At 62.0% G+C, this 18,333-nt stretch carries 14 protein-coding genes; 9 read left to right on the top strand and 5 right to left on the bottom strand.

From position 1 onward, the window contains the following. Positions 1 to 187: 187 nt before the first annotated feature. The 4 genes from J9870_RS06480 to edd form a co-directional block, all read right to left on the bottom strand. Positions 188 to 1,657, bottom strand: coding sequence for an ATP-binding protein (locus tag J9870_RS06480; RefSeq protein ID WP_210643177.1), 1,470 nt, complete (start codon positions 1,655 to 1,657; stop codon positions 188 to 190). Further along, entirely contained in the window at positions 1,647 to 2,378 is a 732-nt protein-coding gene (locus J9870_RS06475; RefSeq protein ID WP_135844055.1) for a response regulator transcription factor, read from the bottom strand. The genes J9870_RS06480 and J9870_RS06475 overlap by 11 nt, the downstream gene beginning before the upstream one ends. Positions 2,379 to 2,555: 177 nt before the next feature. Further along, entirely contained in the window at positions 2,556 to 3,515 is a 960-nt protein-coding gene (locus tag J9870_RS06470) for a glucokinase (protein ID WP_210643176.1), read from the bottom strand. Next, the gene (gene edd, locus J9870_RS06465; RefSeq protein WP_210643175.1) at positions 3,512 to 5,338 is read right to left on the bottom strand and encodes a phosphogluconate dehydratase; all 1,827 of its coding nucleotides are present in this window, start codon (positions 5,336 to 5,338) and stop codon (positions 3,512 to 3,514) included. Before edd ends, J9870_RS06470 begins: the two co-directional genes overlap by 4 nt. Positions 5,339 to 5,557: 219 nt before the next feature. Between edd and gap the strand changes: the two genes are divergently transcribed. The 7 genes from gap (at position 5,558) to J9870_RS06430 (ending at position 13,677) form a co-directional block, all read left to right on the top strand. Further along, the gene (gene gap / locus J9870_RS06460; RefSeq protein WP_210643174.1) at positions 5,558 to 6,559 is read left to right on the top strand and encodes a type I glyceraldehyde-3-phosphate dehydrogenase; all 1,002 of its coding nucleotides are present in this window, start codon (positions 5,558 to 5,560) and stop codon (positions 6,557 to 6,559) included. Between the two features lie 201 nt (positions 6,560 to 6,760). After that, positions 6,761 to 7,285, top strand: coding sequence for an RNA polymerase sigma factor (locus tag J9870_RS06455; RefSeq protein WP_210643173.1), 525 nt, complete (start codon positions 6,761 to 6,763; stop codon positions 7,283 to 7,285). 86 nt (positions 7,286 to 7,371) lie between these two features. Next, positions 7,372 to 8,334: a FecR domain-containing protein gene (locus tag J9870_RS06450; protein WP_210643172.1), complete on the top strand. Its 963-nt coding sequence runs from the start codon at positions 7,372 to 7,374 to the stop codon at positions 8,332 to 8,334. Positions 8,335 to 8,453: 119 nt separating this feature from the next. Beyond that, positions 8,454 to 11,048, top strand: a complete 2,595-nt coding sequence (locus J9870_RS06445; RefSeq protein WP_210643171.1) for a TonB-dependent receptor — start codon at positions 8,454 to 8,456, stop codon at positions 11,046 to 11,048. A gap of 82 nt (positions 11,049 to 11,130) precedes the next feature. Next, on the top strand, positions 11,131 to 11,721 hold the full coding sequence (locus J9870_RS06440; RefSeq protein WP_210643170.1) for a biliverdin-producing heme oxygenase: 591 nt from the start codon (positions 11,131 to 11,133) through the stop codon (positions 11,719 to 11,721). Positions 11,722 to 11,854: 133 nt separating this feature from the next. Next, a complete protein-coding gene (locus J9870_RS06435; protein ID WP_210643169.1) occupies positions 11,855 to 12,274 on the top strand; it encodes a YbaN family protein in 420 nt (139 codons plus the stop codon). A gap of 56 nt (positions 12,275 to 12,330) precedes the next feature. Then, positions 12,331 to 13,677, top strand: coding sequence for a CoA transferase (locus tag J9870_RS06430; protein WP_210643168.1), 1,347 nt, complete (start codon positions 12,331 to 12,333; stop codon positions 13,675 to 13,677). A gap of 110 nt (positions 13,678 to 13,787) precedes the next feature. Here J9870_RS06430 and arcD (J9870_RS06425) read toward each other — a convergent pair whose 3' ends face one another. Next, on the bottom strand, positions 13,788 to 15,215 hold the full coding sequence (gene arcD, locus J9870_RS06425) for an arginine-ornithine antiporter (RefSeq protein ID WP_210643167.1): 1,428 nt from the start codon (positions 15,213 to 15,215) through the stop codon (positions 13,788 to 13,790). 381 nt (positions 15,216 to 15,596) lie between these two features. On the opposite strand from arcD (J9870_RS06425), the gene arcD (J9870_RS06420) reads away from it, so the two are divergent. Together arcD (J9870_RS06420) and arcA are read left to right on the top strand one after the other, a co-directional pair. After that, complete coding sequence (arcD, locus tag J9870_RS06420) at positions 15,597 to 17,024, top strand: arginine-ornithine antiporter (protein ID WP_210643166.1); 1,428 nt, start codon at positions 15,597 to 15,599, stop codon at positions 17,022 to 17,024. Positions 17,025 to 17,057: 33 nt separating this feature from the next. Then, entirely contained in the window at positions 17,058 to 18,314 is a 1,257-nt protein-coding gene (gene arcA, locus J9870_RS06415; protein ID WP_210643165.1) for an arginine deiminase, read from the top strand. The last annotated feature ends 19 nt before the right edge of the window (positions 18,315 to 18,333 follow it).

Genomic DNA, 18,333 nt, shown 5'->3' with positions numbered 1-18,333 from the left:
AGGTAACGAAAGGGACGAGTTATGTCACCGAGTTGTGACATTCACTTGAGAGATATGTTGCGACTGATGGCGTCATCGCGAGCAGGCTCGCTCCCACATTGAGCGTCAGGGCGTACACAACTTTTGTGTCCGCCACCGCCCCCTGTGGGAGCGAGTTTGCTCGCGATGAACGATAACGCGGGTCCGGCTAATCCACACTGCGAGGCAACTGCAACGTCACCCGCAACCCACCCTCACGCAGGTTCTGCAGGCTCACCTCCCCCCCATGGCTGTGGGCAATGTTGCGGGCGATGCCCAGGCCCAGGCCATAGCCCTGCTGTTGCCCGGCCAGGCGGAAGTGCGGTTCGAAGACTTGTTCCAGGCGCTGTTCCGGCACACCCGGCCCTTCGTCATCGACATGCAGGATGAACGCGGTTTCATCGTCGTCGATGTGCAGGTGGGCGTTTTGCCCATACTTCAAGGCGTTGTCGATCAGGTTGCCGATGCAGCGCTTGAGAGCCAGCGGTTTGCCGGGATACGGTGCCAGCGCCCGGCCATCCTGGGTCACCCGACCGTTGCCGTTGGGCGCCAGGTAGGGTTCGACCAGGCAATCGAGCACATGATTGAGATCCACTGGCTCGATGTTTTCGTGAATGTCAGTGTCCTTGACGCATTGCAACGCGCCTTTGACCAACAACTCCAGTTCGTCCAGGTCGCGACCGAACTTGGCTTGCAGGTTTTCGTCCTCCAGCAGTTCGACCCGCAAGCGCAGCCGAGTGATCGGTGTGCGCAAGTCGTGGGAAATCGCGCTGAACAATTGGCTGCGTTCGGTCAGGTAGCGGCTGATACGCTCACGCATGGCATTGAACGCCCGGCCCACCTCCACCACTTCGCTGCCGCCACCCTCGGCCACCGGTTCCACTTCGGCACCCAGGGACATGTCCCGCGCCGCCCGGGCCAAACGCTTGAGAGGCCGGCTCTGCCAGTGCACCAGCAAACCGATGAACAGCAACAACAGGCTACTGGTGAGCACGATGAAACCGACCTGTTGCTTGGGCAGGTCTTGCTCTTCGAGGCTGGTGTAGGGCTCGGGCAGCAACGAGGCGATGTACAGCCATTCGCCCGGCGCCATCTGAATCTGTGTGACCAGCACCGGCGGATTCACCGGTTCCAGGGTCAAGGCATAGTGGGCCCACGAACGCGGCAGTTCATCGAGCTTGAGCCCGGCGTTGAAAATCCGCAGGTCGTCGGGGCTGACAAAATTGACGGAGATATCGGCGTTGTTGCCCAGGGACCGGCGCAGCACATCGTCCACCGCCTTGAGCACCGCCAGCTTGCGCGGCGTGATCGGCAGCACGTCCATGCCCAGGGGCTTATCGTTGAGCGTCACGACAAACCGCGTACCGCCCATGCTGCGTAGTTGATCCAGCACCAATGGCCGGTAAGCCACCGGCAGCGAACGCAAATAACTGACGCTGGCAGTCATCGAGTGGGCCAGGCTGCGGGCGCTGGTGACCAGGCCTTCGAGCTGGGTGGCGCGCAGTTGCGAGACCCAGATCAGGCTGGACAGGGTCTGGGCAAAGAGCACCACCAGCAAGGTCAGCAACAGCATCCGTCCCAGCAGCGAACGCGGCACTGGCACCCGCCGAGCGACTTTCTTGATCCAGTCAATGACCATTGCTGGCAACCACACTGGCCGCCAGTTGATAGCCACTGCCGCGCACCGTTCGGATCAGCCGCGGTGGCTTGTCAGTGTCGCGCAGGCGCTGGCGCAGGCGACTGACCGCCATGTCGACGATCCGATCCAGGGGCATCAGATCACGACCACGGGTCGCATTGCCGATGGTGTCGCGGTCGAGGATTTCCTGGGGATGGTCGAGAAACAGCTTGAGCAGAGCGAAATCGGCACCGGAGAGAATCACCTCTTCGCCGTCGGTGTGGAACAGCCGATGGCTGACCATGTCCAGTCGCCACTCGTCGAAGGCCAACACCTCGCCGCCGGAGCGCTCCTGACCGAACTGCGCCCGGCGCAGCAGAGCCTTGATGCGCGCCTGCAACTCGCGGGGACTGAAGGGCTTGCCCAGGTAATCATCGGCGCCCAATTCAAGGCCGATGACCCGGTCGGCCTCGTCGGAACTGGCAGTGAGCATGATGATCGGCACATGGGCCTGGCGGGGGTGCTGGCGAACCCAGCGACAAAGGCTGAAACCGTCCTCGTCCGGCAGCATCACGTCGAGGATCACCAGGTCGCTCGGCGCCTCGTTCAGGGCCTGGCGAAAGCCGGCGCCATCGGGCGTGGTGCGCACCTGGAAACCCGCACGGCTGAGGTAAGTGTCCAGCAGTTCGCGAATCTCCTGGTCATCGTCGACCAACAAAATCGATTTGTTCACTGAACTCACGGGCCTCGTCCTTGTTGTTTGGATTGGGGCGATTATGCCTGATGGATGAGGACTACAAACACACGACAAAAAACCTGTGGGAGCGAGCGTGCTCGCGATAGCGGTGTATCAGTCAACATCAATGGCGACTGACACTCCGTCATCGCGAGCAAGCTCGCTCCCACAGGGGATCACATTTCAAACTGGAGTCGATTGCTCCAACGCCACACCCGCGCCCATCAGGCCGGAGTATGGCGCGGTCACCAGCCAGACCGGAATGCCCTTGAAGTAACCGCTCATGCAGCCCTTGTCGGCGAAGCAGCGGGCGAAGCCACTTTCCAGGAAAAAATCGGCGAACCGCGGAACCACCCCGCCGACGATGTAGACACCGCCGCGGCCACCCAGCGTCAGCACATTGTTGCCGGCCACGCGCCCCAGCCAACAGCAGAACTGCTCAAGCACTTCCAAAGCGATGGGGTCGCCGGCAAGGCCAGCTGCGGTGATGGATTCCGGGGTATCGAGTACCGGCACATGGCCGTCCACCGCGCAGATGGCCCGGTACACCCGCGGCAAACCGCTGCCGCTCAGGGCGGTTTCGGCACTGACGTGGCCGATTTCGTTGTAGATGTGCTGCCAGAGCTGGGTTTCCCGTGGGCTGCTCATGGGCAGGTCGACATGGCCGCCCTCCCCCGGCAACGCCGCGAAACGGCCCTCACCCAGGTCCAGCAACGTACCGACGCCCAACCCGGTGCCCGGGCCGATCACCACCGCCGGGCGCATTGGCTCCGGAGTGCCTTCGCAGACGACCCGGTATTCATCGGGACGCAAACACGTCATGCCCAGGGCCATGGCCGAGAAGTCATTGACCAGCAGCAGCTTCTCCACCTGCAGGGTCTCGCAGAACGCCAGGTTGCTCAGGCGCCAGTGATTGTTGGTGAAACGAAACTCATCGCCGCTCACCGGGCCTGCCACCGACAGGCACACCGAACCAATGGCGCCCGGTTTCATGCCCAAGCCGCTCAGATACACCTTGATGGCGTCTTCGGGGCAGGCGTAATCCGCCGTAGCCAGCACCTGGATGTTTTCCAGGTTGTGGTTCTTCCACAACGCGAAACGTGCGTTGGTCCCACCGATATCACCGACCAAAGCCAGTTTCAATTAAGCGTCTCCAGGGCAGAAGTGAAGGCGCTGGCGCCCTGCTCTGCCGAGCTGAAGGCCATGCGCATGAAACCGAACAGCTCACGACCGGTGCCAATGTTGTTGCCCAACAGGCCCTTGGCAGGTGTGCGCGCGGCGAACTCTTCGGCGTCCACCTTCAACTCCAAGGTGCCTTTGACGCCATCGACGCGGATGATATCGCCCTCCTGCACCCGGGCCAACGCACCGCCGACATAAGCTTCGGGGCTGACGTGAATAGCCGCCGGGATTTTCCCCGATGCGCCGGACATGCGCCCATCGGTCACCAGTGCCACTTTGAAGCCACGGTCCTGCAATACGCCGAGGAACGGCGTCATCTTGTGCAGCTCGGGCATGCCGTTGGAACGCGGCCCCTGGAAGCGCATCACCGCGACAAAATCCTTCTCCAGCAGGCCGGCCTTGAATGCATCGGCCAGGTCCTGCTGATCCTGGAACACCATCGCCGGCGCTTCGACGATCTGGTTTTCCAGGGCCACGGCGGAAACCTTCATCACCCCGCGCCCCAGGTTACCTTCCATCACTCGCAGGCCACCTTCGGAGGAGAACGCGCGGGCCACTGGACGCAGGATGTTTTCGTCGAGGCTTTCGATCGGGCCGTCGCGCCACACCAGCTCGCCATCCTCCAGGAACGGTTCCTGGGTGTAGCGGCTCAGGCCGTGACCGAGCACAGTGTTGACGTTTTCGTGGAGCAAACCGGCTTCCAGCAGTTCGCGGATCAGGAACGACATACCGCCGGCTGCCTGGAAGTGGTTGATGTCGGCTTTGCCGTTCGGGTAGACGTGACTCAAGGTCGGCACCACCTCGGAAAGGTCGGCCATGTCCTGCCAGGTCAACTGGATGCCTGCCGCCATGGCGATGGCCGGCATGTGCAGCGTGTGATTGGTGGAGCCGCCGGTGGCATGCAGTGCGACGATGGAGTTGACCAGCGACCGTTCGTCGACGATCTCACCGATGGGCATGAAATTGCCGCTCTGCTTGGTCAGGCGCGTGACCTGGAACGCCGCCTCACGGGTCAGGGCGTCGCGCAGCGGGGTGTTCGGGTTGACGAACGAGGCGCCCGGCAAGTGCAGGCCCATCACTTCCATCAGCAACTGGTTGGTGTTGGCGGTGCCATAGAACGTGCAGGTGCCCGGGCTGTGGTAGGACTTCATCTCCGACTCCAGCAGCTCCTCGCGGGTCGCCTTGCCTTCGGCATAGCGCTGGCGCACGTCGGCTTTCTGCTTGTTGGAGATACCCGAGACCATCGGCCCACCGGGCACGAAGATCGTAGGCAAGTGACCGAAGCGCAGCGCGCCCATCATCAGGCCCGGCACGATCTTGTCGCAGATACCGAGCATCAGCGCGCCATCGAACATGTTGTGGGACAACGCCACTGCCGTGGACAACGCGATCACCTCACGGCTCGGCAAACTCAGTTCCATCCCCGCCTCGCCCTGGGTGACGCCGTCGCACATGGCCGGCGTGCCTCCGGCGAACTGGCCGACCGAGCCGATCTCGCGCAGGGCTTTCTTGATCTGTTCGGGGAAGGTTTCGTAGGGCTGGTGGGCCGAGAGCATGTCGTTATAGGACGAGACAATGGCGATGTTGGCGGCGTTCATCATCCGCAGGTGATGTTTGTCTTCGGTGCCGCAACCGGCCACGCCGTGGGCGAAGTTGGCGCACTGCAGCTTACCGCGCATCGGGCCGTCGCTGGCCGCACCGCGAATCAATGCAAGGTAAGCCTCACGCGTGGCGCGGCTGCGGGCGATAAGCCGTTCGGTGACCTCAAGAACGCGGGGATGCATGTGTAGAACTCCAGGCTAACGGGTGTGGCGACCTGATTGTCTATGCTGGTCAAAAGCCCGATGTGCGTTGGGCGACAGACGGTTTCTTGACCACTCGGACCAGTTGATTCAGGTCACTCGTTGTAGATAAAACAAAATATTGCCACTAAAAAGGCTTGTTTTCTATTTTTATGCGAATAATCTTGTAATTCCAACAACAAATCGACGGCGGCGCAGTTAATGACTCTTCGAATCGCAATCAATGGTTTTGGCCGCATCGGCCGCAACGTCCTCCGAGCACTGTATACCCAAGGCTATCGTCGCGACCTGCAGATCGTCGCCATCAATGACCTGGGCGACAGTGCAATCAATGCTCATCTGCTCAAGTTCGACACCGTCCACGGCACCTTCGATGCCGAGGTACAGCATGACCACGAGAGCCTGACGGTCAATGGCGACCGCATCTCGGTCAGTGCCATCCGCAACCCGGCCGAACTGCCTTGGGCCGCTGAAAAAATCGACGTCGTGTTCGAATGCACCGGCCTGTTCACCGACCGCTCCAAGGCTGCGGCCCATATCAGCGCCGGCGCGCGCAAGGTGATCATTTCGGCCCCGGCCAAGGGTGCCGATGCCACCGTGGTGTATGGCGTGAACCACGACATCCTGCGCCAGTCCCACCAGATCATTTCCAACGCCTCGTGCACCACCAACTGCCTAGCCCCGGTGGCCCAGGTGCTGCACCGCGAGCTGGGCATCGAAAGTGGCTTGATGACCACCATCCACGCCTACACCAATGACCAGAACCTGACCGACGTCTACCACACCGACCCGTACCGCGCACGTTCGGCCACCCAGAACATGATCCCGAGCAAGACCGGCGCCGCCGAGGCGGTGGGCCTGGTGCTGCCGGAACTGGCGGGCAAGCTGACCGGCATGGCCGTACGTGTACCGGTGATCAACGTGTCCCTGGTTGACCTCACTGTGCAGCTCAAGCGCGAAGCGTCGGCCGAAGAAGTCAACGAACTGCTGCGCCAGGCCAGCCAGCACTCGAAGATCCTCGGCTACAACACCCTGCCGCTGGTCTCCAGTGATTTCAACCACAACCCGCTGTCGTCGATCTTCGACGCCAACCACACCAAGGCCAGCGGCAAGCTGCTCAAGGTACTGGCCTGGTATGACAACGAATGGGGCTTCTCCAACCGCATGCTCGATAACTGCCTGGCGTTGTGTAACGCCGAGTAACCCGCAGATCAATTGAGCTTTTTTGTGGGAGCGAGCTTGCTCGCGATAGCGTCCGGTCAGGCTGCATCATCGTTGACCAGTCCACCGCTATCGCGAGCAAGCGCGCTCCCACAGGGTTTACGCTCGTGAAATGAATGAAGGCTTGACCATCGAGCAAGATGACAATAATTATCATCTACTCACACCGGATCGGGCCCAACCGTGAGTCAATCGCGCTTCCATCACGTCTTCCTCGCGCAGCGCCTGCCGCTGCTGCGCACCCTCGAGCGAATGGTCAACAACCCCAGCACCGCTGAAGACCTGCTCCAGGAAACCTACCTGCGCGTCACCCGCGCACTGGGTGAACGCACGGTCGAGCACCTCGAACCTTTCGTCTTCCAGACCGCCCGCAACCTGGCGCTGGATCATTTGCGTGCGCGGCGTATCCAGTCCCGGACCCTAGTGGACGACGTACCGCTGGAGGTCGTCCAGAATGTGGTCGCCCCCCAGAGCAGTACCGAAGACGCCGCCCATGCCGAGCAGATGCTCGAACGGCTGAACATCAGCCTGCAGACGCTGAGCCCGCGCCAGCAACAGATCTTCATCCTCAACCGCTTGCATGGTCACAGTTACCAGGACATCGCCGAACGACTGGGCGTGTCATTGAGCACCGTGCAAAAGGAACTGAGGTTGATCATGGCGATCTGTGTGGGTGTGGCCGAACGCAACCACGAGGGTAAGTCATAAGCTTCACGCCGCACGCTACGCACAGACTTGCCACCTACTGCTTGCGGCTTGTAGCTTGTTACCGCCGCCAATATCGAGAACCCACCGTGACGGACAATCACCGCGCCCCTGAGCCCGCTTCGGCGCAGGACACCGCCCATGCCATGGAGCAGGCGCTGGACTGGCTGATCCTGCTCGACAACCCCAGCCAGGAGCAGACCCACCAGTTCCAGGCCTGGCTGGCGGCCGACCCGCGCCATGGCGAAGCGTTCGCCCGGGCCAAGGCGATCTGGGACGGCCCACAGGTGATTGCAAGCGCCCGGCAGCTTGAAGCCCAACCGCCAATCACGGCACTGTCACGCCTGCGCGCCCACTGGAAACCCCTGGCCAGCGCCGCCGTGCTGTTGCTGAGCCTGTTCAACTTCAGCGACCTGCCTTTGCATTTCCAGGCCGATCACCTGACCGTGGTCGGTGAACGCCAGCGCCTGCAATTGGAGGATGGTTCCAAGGTCCTGCTCAACACCGATTCGGCGTTTTCCAGCACGTTCAACGAACAGCGGCATGTGGCCCGGCTGTACAAGGGCGAAGCGCTTTTTGAAGTGCCGGGCAATCGCAACCTGCCGCTGGAGATCGATGCCGGCCCGGTCACCGCCAGCGTCAGCGACACCACCTTGGCGGTGCGCTACCTCGACGGCGTGGCCCAGGTCCAGGTCCAGCGCGGCGACGTCGACCTGCGGGCCCACCGCAACGACACCCACGTACGGCTGTCGGCCGGGGAAAGCATCCGCATCGGCCCCAACGGCTTCGACCACCCGGTCCAGCTCGATGCCGACACGGACCTGGCCTGGGTCCAGGGTCGACTGGTGTTCAAGAACAGGCCGCTGAGCCAGGTATTGGCCGAACTGCAGCGCTACTACCCGGGCTGGATCATCAACAACAACCAGCAGTTGGCCAACGTCGCCGTGACCGGCAACTACCGCCTCGACCAACCGCTGGACGTGGTTCGTTCACTGGCACACATCACCTCGGCGCGCCTTCAGGAATTCCCGGCGCTGATGATCCTGAATTAAATGAGAATTATTTTTACTCGATAGCCTGTGCTGATTCGTCTCGTTATAGCCAATGCAATTGATTCGCATCTCCAGATGCCAATCTGCACCTATAACAGATGCGACACGGAGCGCTATCGATGTCCTCTCGCCTTACTCGCCGGTTCCTTGCCCCTTCTTGCACGCTGTCGTTACTGACTGCGGCCATCCTGATGGCCGGTACCGCGCCGTCCACCCTGGCCGCCACCGCCGAACAACCACCTGCGCGCAACATCGGCGACTACACCTTTGCCATCGCCCAGCAACCGCTGGTGTCGGCCTTGAACGCGTTCACTGCCATCACCGGTTGGCAGGTGGGCCTGCCGGCAGAGCTGGGCGAAGGCGTCACCTCGCCGGGCGTGAACGGCTCGCTGCCACCCGAGAAAGCCCTGGAGCGCTTGCTGGCAGGAACTCAGTTGGGCTACCGCAAGCTCGGCAACAACAGCATCGTCCTGGAAAGGCGCAGCACTGCCGGGGTGTTGAACCTGTCGCAGGTGACCATCAGCGCCACCCGCCAGGAACAGGCCATCACCAGCGTGCCGAGCACCGTCACCGTCCATGACCGCCAGGAACTGGACCGCAACAACGTCAACACCCTCAAGGACCTGGTGCGTTATGAGCCCGGCGTTTCGGTGGGTGGCGCGGGCCAGCGCGGCGGCATCAGCGGCTATAACATTCGCGGGATCGACGGTAACCGGATCCTGACTCAGGTCGACGGCGTGGAAATCCCTGGTGGTTTCTTCAACGGCCCCTACGCCAAGACCCAGCGCAACTACGTCGACCCGGAAATCATCAAGCGTGTCGAGATTTTGCGCGGCCCGGCCTCGGTGCTCTACGGCAGCAACGCCATCGGCGGTGCCGTGAGCTATTTCACCCTGGATCCGGACGACATCATCAAGCCGGGCAAGGACGTCGGTGCCCGGCTGAAGACCGGCTACAGTTCCGCCGACGAAAGCTGGCTCAAGTCCGCCACGGTCGCCGGGCGCAGCGGGCAGTTCGACGGCCTGTTGCACTACAGCCAGCGCGACGGCCATGAAACCCAATCCTACGGCAACGACAACGGCACCGGTCTGGACCGCACCGCAGCCAACCCGGAGGATGTACGCGCCAACAATGTGCTGGCCAAGCTCGGCTGGAACTACAACGACGACGCGCGCCTGGGACTGGTCTACGAGAAATACAAGGACGACCGCGACACCGATCTGAAAAGCGCCTATGGCGGCCCCTACTCCAACGGCCAGCCGGCCATTCCCACCTCGGTGCTGCCCGGCGGCATGTACCAGTGGCGCACCGGCAACGACACCATCAGCCGCGAGCGTTTCGGCCTCGAACACAGCTTCGCCCTCGACAGCCTGCTGGCCGATCACATGAAGTGGAGTCTGAACCACCAGATCGCCAAGACCGATCAGAGCACCGCCGAGTTCTACTTCCCGATCACCCGCCAGGTGCTGCGCACCCGGGAAACCCTCTACGAAGAAAAACAGTGGGTCTTCGACGCGCAACTGGACAAGGCCTTCAGCATCGCCGACACCGATCACGCGCTGACCTACGGCACCACGATCAAGCAACAGAAAGTCACCGGTTCGCGCAGCGGCAACGGCGTGTGCCTGGCGGTTGGCGTAGGTTGCTCCGCGGTTGGCGCCATCAGCACCCGAGACGTGCTGGCAAAGGTCAGTGATTTCCCGGACCCGACCATCAACACCTACAGCCTGTTCGCCCAGGACCAGATCAGTTGGGACCGCTGGACCTTCACGCCGGGCCTGCGCTACGACTACACCCGGCTCAAGCCGCACCTGACCGAGGAATTCCTCGACGCCGTGGACCCCACCGGCGGTGGCGCAGTCAGCGGCAAGAACAAGACCTGGCATCGCGTCTCGCCCAAGTTCGGCCTGACCTATGCCCTGAGCGATGAGTACACCTGGTACGGCCAGTACGCCGAAGGCTTCCGCACGCCGACCGCCAAAGCTTTGTACGGTCGTTTCGACAACCCCAGCGCCGGCTATAGCGTGGAACCCAACCCAGATCTGGAACCGGAAAAAAGCAAAAGCTACGAGACCGGCCTGAAGGGCCGTTTCGATTCTGGTTCGTTCGATGTGGCGGTGTTCTACAACAAGTACCGCGATTTCATCAACGAGGACGCCATCACTCCCGGCGCCGACCAGTTGACCTTCCAGAGCAATAACATCAAGCACGCGACCATCAAGGGTGCCGAGGTCCGGGGCCGCCTGAACCTGGACCTGTTTGGCGCGCCTCAAGGCTTGTATACCCAAGGTTCGGTGGCCTACGCCTACGGCCGCAACGCCGACACCGGCGAGCCGCTCAACAGCGTCAACCCGCTGACCGGCGTGTTCGGCCTGGGATACGACCAGGACCACTACGGCACTTTACTCAGCTGGACACTGGTGAAGAAAAAGGATCGCGTCGACGACAGCAATTTCAACTCGCCGGACGGCGTCAGCAGCCAGTTCAAGACCCCGGGCTTCGGCATTCTCGACCTGACCGGCTTCTACAAGGTGACCGACGACATCACCGTCAGCGGCGGCCTCTACAACCTCACCGACAAGAAGTACTGGCTGTGGGATGACGTGCGCGGCTACGACAGCGTCGGCGAAGCGGCGGTGCTGAGCCCCGCCAACCTCGATCGCCTGACGGCGCCGGGACGTAACTTCGCGGTCAACCTGATCTGGGATATCTGACTCGACTGCTCAGCCAACACAAATACCTGTGGCGAGGGGATCCATCCCATCGCCACAATGCTTTCATCCTAAGGAATACCCCATGAATACTCAGCCTTGCGCTCTACGCTCCCAACGCCTGAACCAGATCACCCACGAGCCCCACAGCAGGCTCGACGCGCTGGTCAAGGCCCACGCTCCGTTCGAAACCCGGGCCAGCTTCGCCCGCTTCGTCGTGGCCCAATACCTGTTCCAATCGGAGCTGGTGGCGCTGTACAACGACGCCGAGTTGTCCACCCTGATCCCCGACCTGCCGGCCCGTTGCCGGGCAGAAGCGGCCAAGGCGGATTTGGCAGACCTGGACACCGAAGTCCCCGCGCCAGTGGCCGGTGCGGTGAAAAACCCGACCAAGGCCCAGGCGTTGGGCTGGCTGTTCGTCTCAGAGGGTTCCAAACTCGGCGCCGCGTTCCTGATCAAGCGCGCCGTGGGCCTGGGACTCAGCGAAACCTTCGGCGCCCGCCACCTGGCAGAACCGGCGGGCGGTCGCGCCGAAGGCTGGAAAACCTTCACCCGCACCCTCGACGGCCTGGCCTTCAGCGAACAGCAGGAAGCCGAAGCAGATAAAGGCGCGCTGGATGCGTTCAACCGGTTTACGGTGTTGCTAGAGCACGCCTATGCAGCGGAGTTGGCCTAACGGTCACCACTGACCCAGTGGGAGCGAGCTTGCTCGCGACAGCGGTACATCAGCCGACAATTATGGAGCCTGACACTCCGTCATCGCGAGCAAGTTTGCTCCCACAGGGGAAAGTACAGGCAGAACAAAAGACATGAGCCGCACGCCTACGAAACTCACCCAACTGCTCTTCGCCCTGCTCGCCTACACCAGCCTGGCCATCGGCCTGGTCGCCCTCATCGTGCCAGGCCTGCCGACGACCGAGTTCATTCTCCTGGCCGCCTGGGCCGCGACCCGCAGTTCGCCGCGCCTGAGCGCCTGGTTGGAGCGCCACTGGCTGTTCGGGCCAATGTTGTACAACTGGCGCAACGGCAAAGTCATCCCACGGCGAGCCAAGGTCGGTGCTACCGTCAGCATGCTGGTCTGTGCCGGGTTGATGCTGCTGATGCTCGACCACGGCTGGCCGGTTTACCTGGCGCTCACGGGCATGGCCCTGGGCAATCTGTGGATCTGGTCCCGCCCGGAACAGGTGCAGGCCGCTTGTGGCGCAAGCTTGCAGCCGCTGGACCGCTAAGCGGCCCCCACTCGATTTTTGAACTATGATCGCCCTCTCGTACTGGAGGGCTTTCGATGACAGATCTGCTCACGTCCATGCAAGCCACACTCAGCTTGCCCACGACTCCGATCCCCTTCACCGGCGAAGGTGCCCTGCCCTCGGCGTTCGCTGTCACGGAGCTGGCCTGCGCCAGTATCGCCGTGGCCGGCCAGGCTGCCGCTGAACTGATTCACCAGCAAACCGGTCGCTTGCCGCCCCTTGAGGTCGACCGGCGCCTGGCCTCGTTCTGGTTCTCCACCACCCTGCGCCCGCTCGGTTGGAGCGTGCCGCCCATGTGGGACCCGGTGGCCGGCGACTACGCCAGCGCCGATGGCTGGATTCGCCTGCACACCAACGCACCTCACCACCGCCAGGCCGCCGAAAAAGTCCTCGGCACGTGCATCGACCGCACCGACATGGCGAGCAAAGTGGCCCGCTGGAACAAGGCCGAACTGGAACAAGCGATAGTCGACGCCGGCGGTTGCGCCGCCCAGATGCGTTCCTGGCAGGCTTGGCAGGCGCATCCCCAAGGCCTGGCGGTAAATGCCGAGCCGCTGGTGCAGTTCAGTGAAAGCGCCGATGAACAGCACAAGCCCTGGCTCGGGTCCGTGGCCCGGCCGCTGGCCGGCCTCAAGGTACTGGACCTGACCCGCGTGCTGGCCGGGCCCATTGCCAGCCGCTTCCTGGCCGGCCTGGGGGCCGATGTCTTACGCATTGACCCACCGACGTGGAACGAACCCGGTGTGGTGCCGGAAGTCACGCTCGGCAAACGCTGCGCCCGTCTCGACTTGCATCAACCCAACGACCGCGCTGCGTTCGAAGCCTTGCTCAAGGACGCCGACATTCTCTTGCACGGCTATCGCGCAGACGCCCTGGAACGTCTGGGCTACAGCGCCGAGCAACGGCGGAAAATGGCCCCTGGGCTGATCGATATCAGCCTCAACGCCTATGGCTGGAGCGGCCCGTGGCAGAACCGACGCGGCTTCGACAGCCTGGTGCAGATGAGCAGCGGCATTGCCGAAGCCGGCATGGGCTGGAAACAGACCGACAAACCGACTCCGCTGCCGGTGCAGGCGCTGGACCATGGCACCGGGTACCTGATGGCGGCCAGCGCCCTCGTGCTCTTGTCCCGACGGCTGGTGAGCGGCCAGGGCGGCTCGGCACGCTTGTCACTGGCGCGCACGGCAAAGCTGTTGATCGAGCGTGGCGCGGGGGACACAACCCCATTGCGAGCCGAGGACGACGATGATCAGGGACTGGTGGTCGAGCAGACACCCTGGGGACCAGCCCATCGACTTCAGGTGCCCTTGAAAATTACCGGGACGCCGCTGCAATGGACCTTACCGGCGGCTGAACTGGGTGCACATCGCGCACGGTGGTGACGTTCAATCGTCCGCGCGGACAAAGTTCAATGCCAGCTAAGCACCGGCCCCTGCGGCGAGGGAGCAAGCTCCCTCGCCACAAAAAGATCGCCTCAACATCGCAGTAAGCCTCACAGCGCCAAAAACCCACCGTACAACCCATAAGCCGCCAAGCCCGCCCCGACCATCACGCACGCAAAAACGCCTTTTTCCACATGGGTGAACAACGGCTGCCGCTGCTCGCGCTTGGCCTGGGCAAACAGGATGACGCCCGGCGCATACAACAGCGCCGACAGCAGCAGGTATTTCACTCCACCGGCATACAGCAGCCACACCGCATAGCACAGCGCCACGCCGCCGATGCACAGGTCCTTCATGCGCCGGGCCGACGCCTGCCCATAGGTTTCGCCCCGCGCGCAGAGCAACACCGCGTAGGCTGCCGACCACAGGTACGGCACCAGGATCATCGATGACGCAAGGTAGATCAGGCTGGTGTAGGTGCCTGCGGAAAACAGGGTGATCAACAAAAACAGCTGGATCATTCCATTGGTCAGCCACAGCGCATTGACCGGCGCATGGTTGGCATTCTCCTTGGTCAGGAACGCGGGCATGGTCTTGTCCCGGGCGGTGGCGTAGAGAATTTCCGCGCATAGCAACGCCCAGGACAGCAGCGCGCCGAGCAGCGATACCGCCAATCCCACACTGATCAGCAACGCGCCCCACGGCCCGACAATATGCTCCAGGACGCCAGCCAAGGATGGGTTCTGCAGTTGTGCCAGTTCAGGCTGGCTCATGACCCCCAGGGACAACACATTCACCAGCACCAGCAGCGCCAACACCCCGAGGAATCCAATCACCGTTGCACGCCCTACGTCAGCACGCTTTTCTGCTCGCGCCGAATACACACTGGCGCCTTCGATACCGATGAACACGAACACCGTCACCAGCATCATGTGCCGCACCTGGTTCATCACGCTGCCCAGGTCCGGGCTCAGCGCACCCCAGATATCGCGGGTGAAAATCTCGGCCTCGAAGGCCACGGCGGCCATGACGACGAACATCAACAGCGGCACGACCTTGGCGATGGTGGTCACCAGGTTGATGAACGCCGCCTCCTTGATTCCACGCAGCACCAGGAAATGCACGGCCCACAGCAGCAACGAGGCACATGCAATGGCCACTGGCGTGTTGCCCTGGCCGAACACCGGAAAGAAGTAACCCAGGGTGCTGAATAACAGGACGAAGTAACCAACGTTGCCCATCCAGGCGCTGATCCAGTAGCCCCAGGCCGATGAAAACCCTATGTAGTCGCCGAACCCGGCCTTGGCGTAGGCGTATACGCCCGAGTCCAGTTCCGGCTTGCGGTTGGCCAGGGTCTGGAACACGAAGGCCAGGGCCAGCATGCCCACCGCCGTGATTGCCCAACCGATCAGCACGGCACCGACATCGGCCCGGGCCGCCATGTTTTGCGGCAGGGAAAAGATCCCGCCGCCAATCATCGAACCCACCACCAACGCGATCAATGCGCCGAGTCGTAGTTTAAGCATCGGCTGCGCCATGTGTACTCGCTAAGAATTAAGTAGAGGAAGCGTCATAATTTTATTGAATAACGCCACTAAGCAAGGCCCGGATTACTGCCCGACATTTATCTGAAACACCGTTATGTTAAGGCCGCTATTTTTCTAGATGACCAATGCTTTCTAAATACTTGCCTATTGGTGGAAACCAACTAGGGTCAACTTCCCACCCCCGAAAAACGGCCACTTCCTGGGGACAACCGTCCATGGGACGGTCCTGTTCGACCACGTTCAATATTTGAAGCTTGATCGACAACTCATTTATCAGCAACGAATTGTTGCCAGCAACTGATCCAGATCAGATGCCTAAGTTTCAAATGGACTTAGTCTGGCAACTCTCTTCTCCTGCATTGGAATCACACAATGTCTGATACCCCCGCAAAACTTCGATTGGGCGCGCTGGTCGCGCTGGTGGTCGGTTCGATGATCGGCGGTGGAATCTTTTCCCTGCCACAAAACATGGCGGCCAGTGCCGATGTCGGTGCCGTGCTGATCGGCTGGGCGATTACCGCCGTCGGCATGCTGACCCTGGCGTTCGTGTTTCAGACCCTGGCCAACCGCAAACCCGATCTGGACAGCGGTGTGTATGCCTATGCCAAGGCCGGTTTTGGCGACTACATGGGTTTCTCGTCGGCCTGGGGTTACTGGATCAGCGCCTGGCTGGGCAACGTCGGTTACTTCGTCCTGTTGTTCAGCACCCTGGGCTACTTCTTTCCGGTCTTTGGTGAGGGCAATACCGTCGCAGCGGTGATCGGCTCCTCGGTGTTGCTATGGGCCGTGCACTTTCTGGTACTGCGGGGCATCAGGGAGGCAGCGTTCATCAACCTGGTGACGACCATCGCCAAGGTCGTGCCACTGGTGCTGTTTGTGCTGATCGCGGTATTCGCCTTCAAACTCGATATTTTTACCGCCGACATCTGGGGCCTGAAGAACCCGGACCTGGGCAGCGTGCTGAATCAGGTGCGCAACATGATGCTGGTCACCGTGTGGGTATTCATCGGCATTGAAGGCGCGAGCATCTTCTCCGCCCGCGCTGAAAAACGCACGGACGTGGGCAAGGCCACCGTCATCGGCTTCATCACCGTGCTGCTGTTCCTGGTGCTGGTGAACGTGCTGTCGCTGGGGATCATGACCCAGCCGGAACTGGCGAAACTGCAAAACCCGTCGATGGCCGCCGTGCTCGAGCACGTGGTTGGCCACTGGGGCGCGGTGCTGGTCAGCGTCGGCCTGATCATCTCGCTGCTTGGCGCCCTGCTGTCCTGGGTGCTGCTGTGCGCCGAGATCATGTTCGTCGCCGCCAAGGACCACACCATGCCCGAGTTCCTGCGCCGGGAGAACGCCAATCACGTACCGGCCAACGCCCTGTGGCTGACCAACGCGATGGTCCAGCTGTTTCTGATCGTCACCCTGTTCTCGGCCAGCACTTATCTGTCGCTGATCTACCTCGCCACCTCGATGATCCTGGTGCCCTACCTGTGGTCGGCGGCCTACGCAGTGCTGTTGGCAGTACGCGGCGAGACCTATGAAAACGCCCTGGCCGAACGGCGCAAGGACCTGGTCATCGGCGCCATCGCCCTGATTTACGCGATGTGGTTGCTGTATGCCGGCGGGGTCAAGTACCTGCTGCTCTCCGCCCTGCTCTACGCCCCTGGCGCGATCCTGTTCGCCAAGGCCAAGCGCGAGCTGGGCAAACCGATTTTCACCTCTGTCGAGAAGCTGATTTTCGCCGCAGTGATCGCAGGCGCCCTGGTAGCGGCCTATGGGCTCTACGACGGCTTCCTGACCTTGTAACTGACTGATGGTTTTATCTGGAGGATCTTTGTAATGACCACGGAAAAAGTGAAATACGGCGTCCATTCCGAAGCCGGTAAATTACGTAAAGTCCTGGTGTGTTCCCCAGGCCTGGCCCATCAACGGTTGACGCCGAACAACTGCGACGAACTGCTGTTCGACGACGTGCTGTGGGTCAACCAGGCCAAGCGCGACCATTTCGATTTCGTCACCAAGATGCGCGAGCGTGGTGTCGATGTGCTGGAAATGCACAACCTGTTGACCGACATCGTTGCCATCCCTGAGGCCCTGGACTGGATCCTGCAACGCAAGATCACCGCCAATTCGGTGGGCATCGGCTTGGTGCATGAAGTCGACTCTTGGCTACGCAGCCTGGAGCCACGCCACATTGCCGAGTTCCTGATCGGCGGCGTCTCGGCCGATGACCTGCCGGACAGCTTCGGTGGCAAGACCATCCAGATGTTCCGCGACTTCCTCGGGCATTCCAGTTTCATCCTGCCGCCGCTGCCCAACACCCAGTTCACCCGTGACACCACCTGCTGGATCTACGGCGGCGTGACGCTGAACCCGATGTATTGGCCAGCGCGCCGCCAGGAAACCCTGCTGGCCAGCGCCATCTACAAATTCCACCCCGAGTTCACCCAGGCTGACTTCCAGATCTGGTACGGCGACCCCGACCAGGATCACGGCAGCGCCACCCTCGAAGGCGGCGACGTGATGCCCATCGGCAACGGCGTGGTGCTGATCGGCATGGGCGAGCGTTCGTCGCGCCAGGCCATTGGTCAATTGGCGCTGAACCTGTTCAAGCACAACGCCGTGGAACGGGTGATCGTCGCTGGCCTGCCGAAGTCCCGGGCAGCCATGCATCTGGACACCGTGTTCAGCTTCTGCGACCGCGACCTGGTGACGATTTTCCCTGAAGTGGTGAGCCAGATCGTCGCGTTCTCCCTGCGCCCCGACGAGAGCAAGCCCGGCGGCATCGACGTGCGTCGCGAGGAAGGCAGCTTCCTCGATACCGTGGCCGCGGCCCTCAAGTTGCCGGCACTGCGGGTGGTGGAAACCGGCGGAAACAGCTTCGCCGCCGAACGCGAACAATGGGACGACGGCAACAACGTGGTGGCCCTGGAACCGGGCGTGGTGATCGGCTACGACCGTAACACCTACACCAATACCCTGCTGCGCAAGGCTGGGGTGGAAGTCATCACCATCAGCGCCGCCGAACTGGGCCGAGGCCGTGGCGGCGGCCATTGCATGACCTGCCCGATCGTTCGTGACCCGATCGACTACTGACCTTCAAGCCTGGGTCGTT

Source organism: Pseudomonas sp. Tri1, assembly GCF_017968885.1.
Classification (GTDB): Bacteria; Pseudomonadota; Gammaproteobacteria; order Pseudomonadales; family Pseudomonadaceae; genus Aquipseudomonas.
The sequence above is the reverse complement of the archived record's forward strand: the minus strand, read 5'-3'. Positions and strand labels throughout refer to the sequence as shown.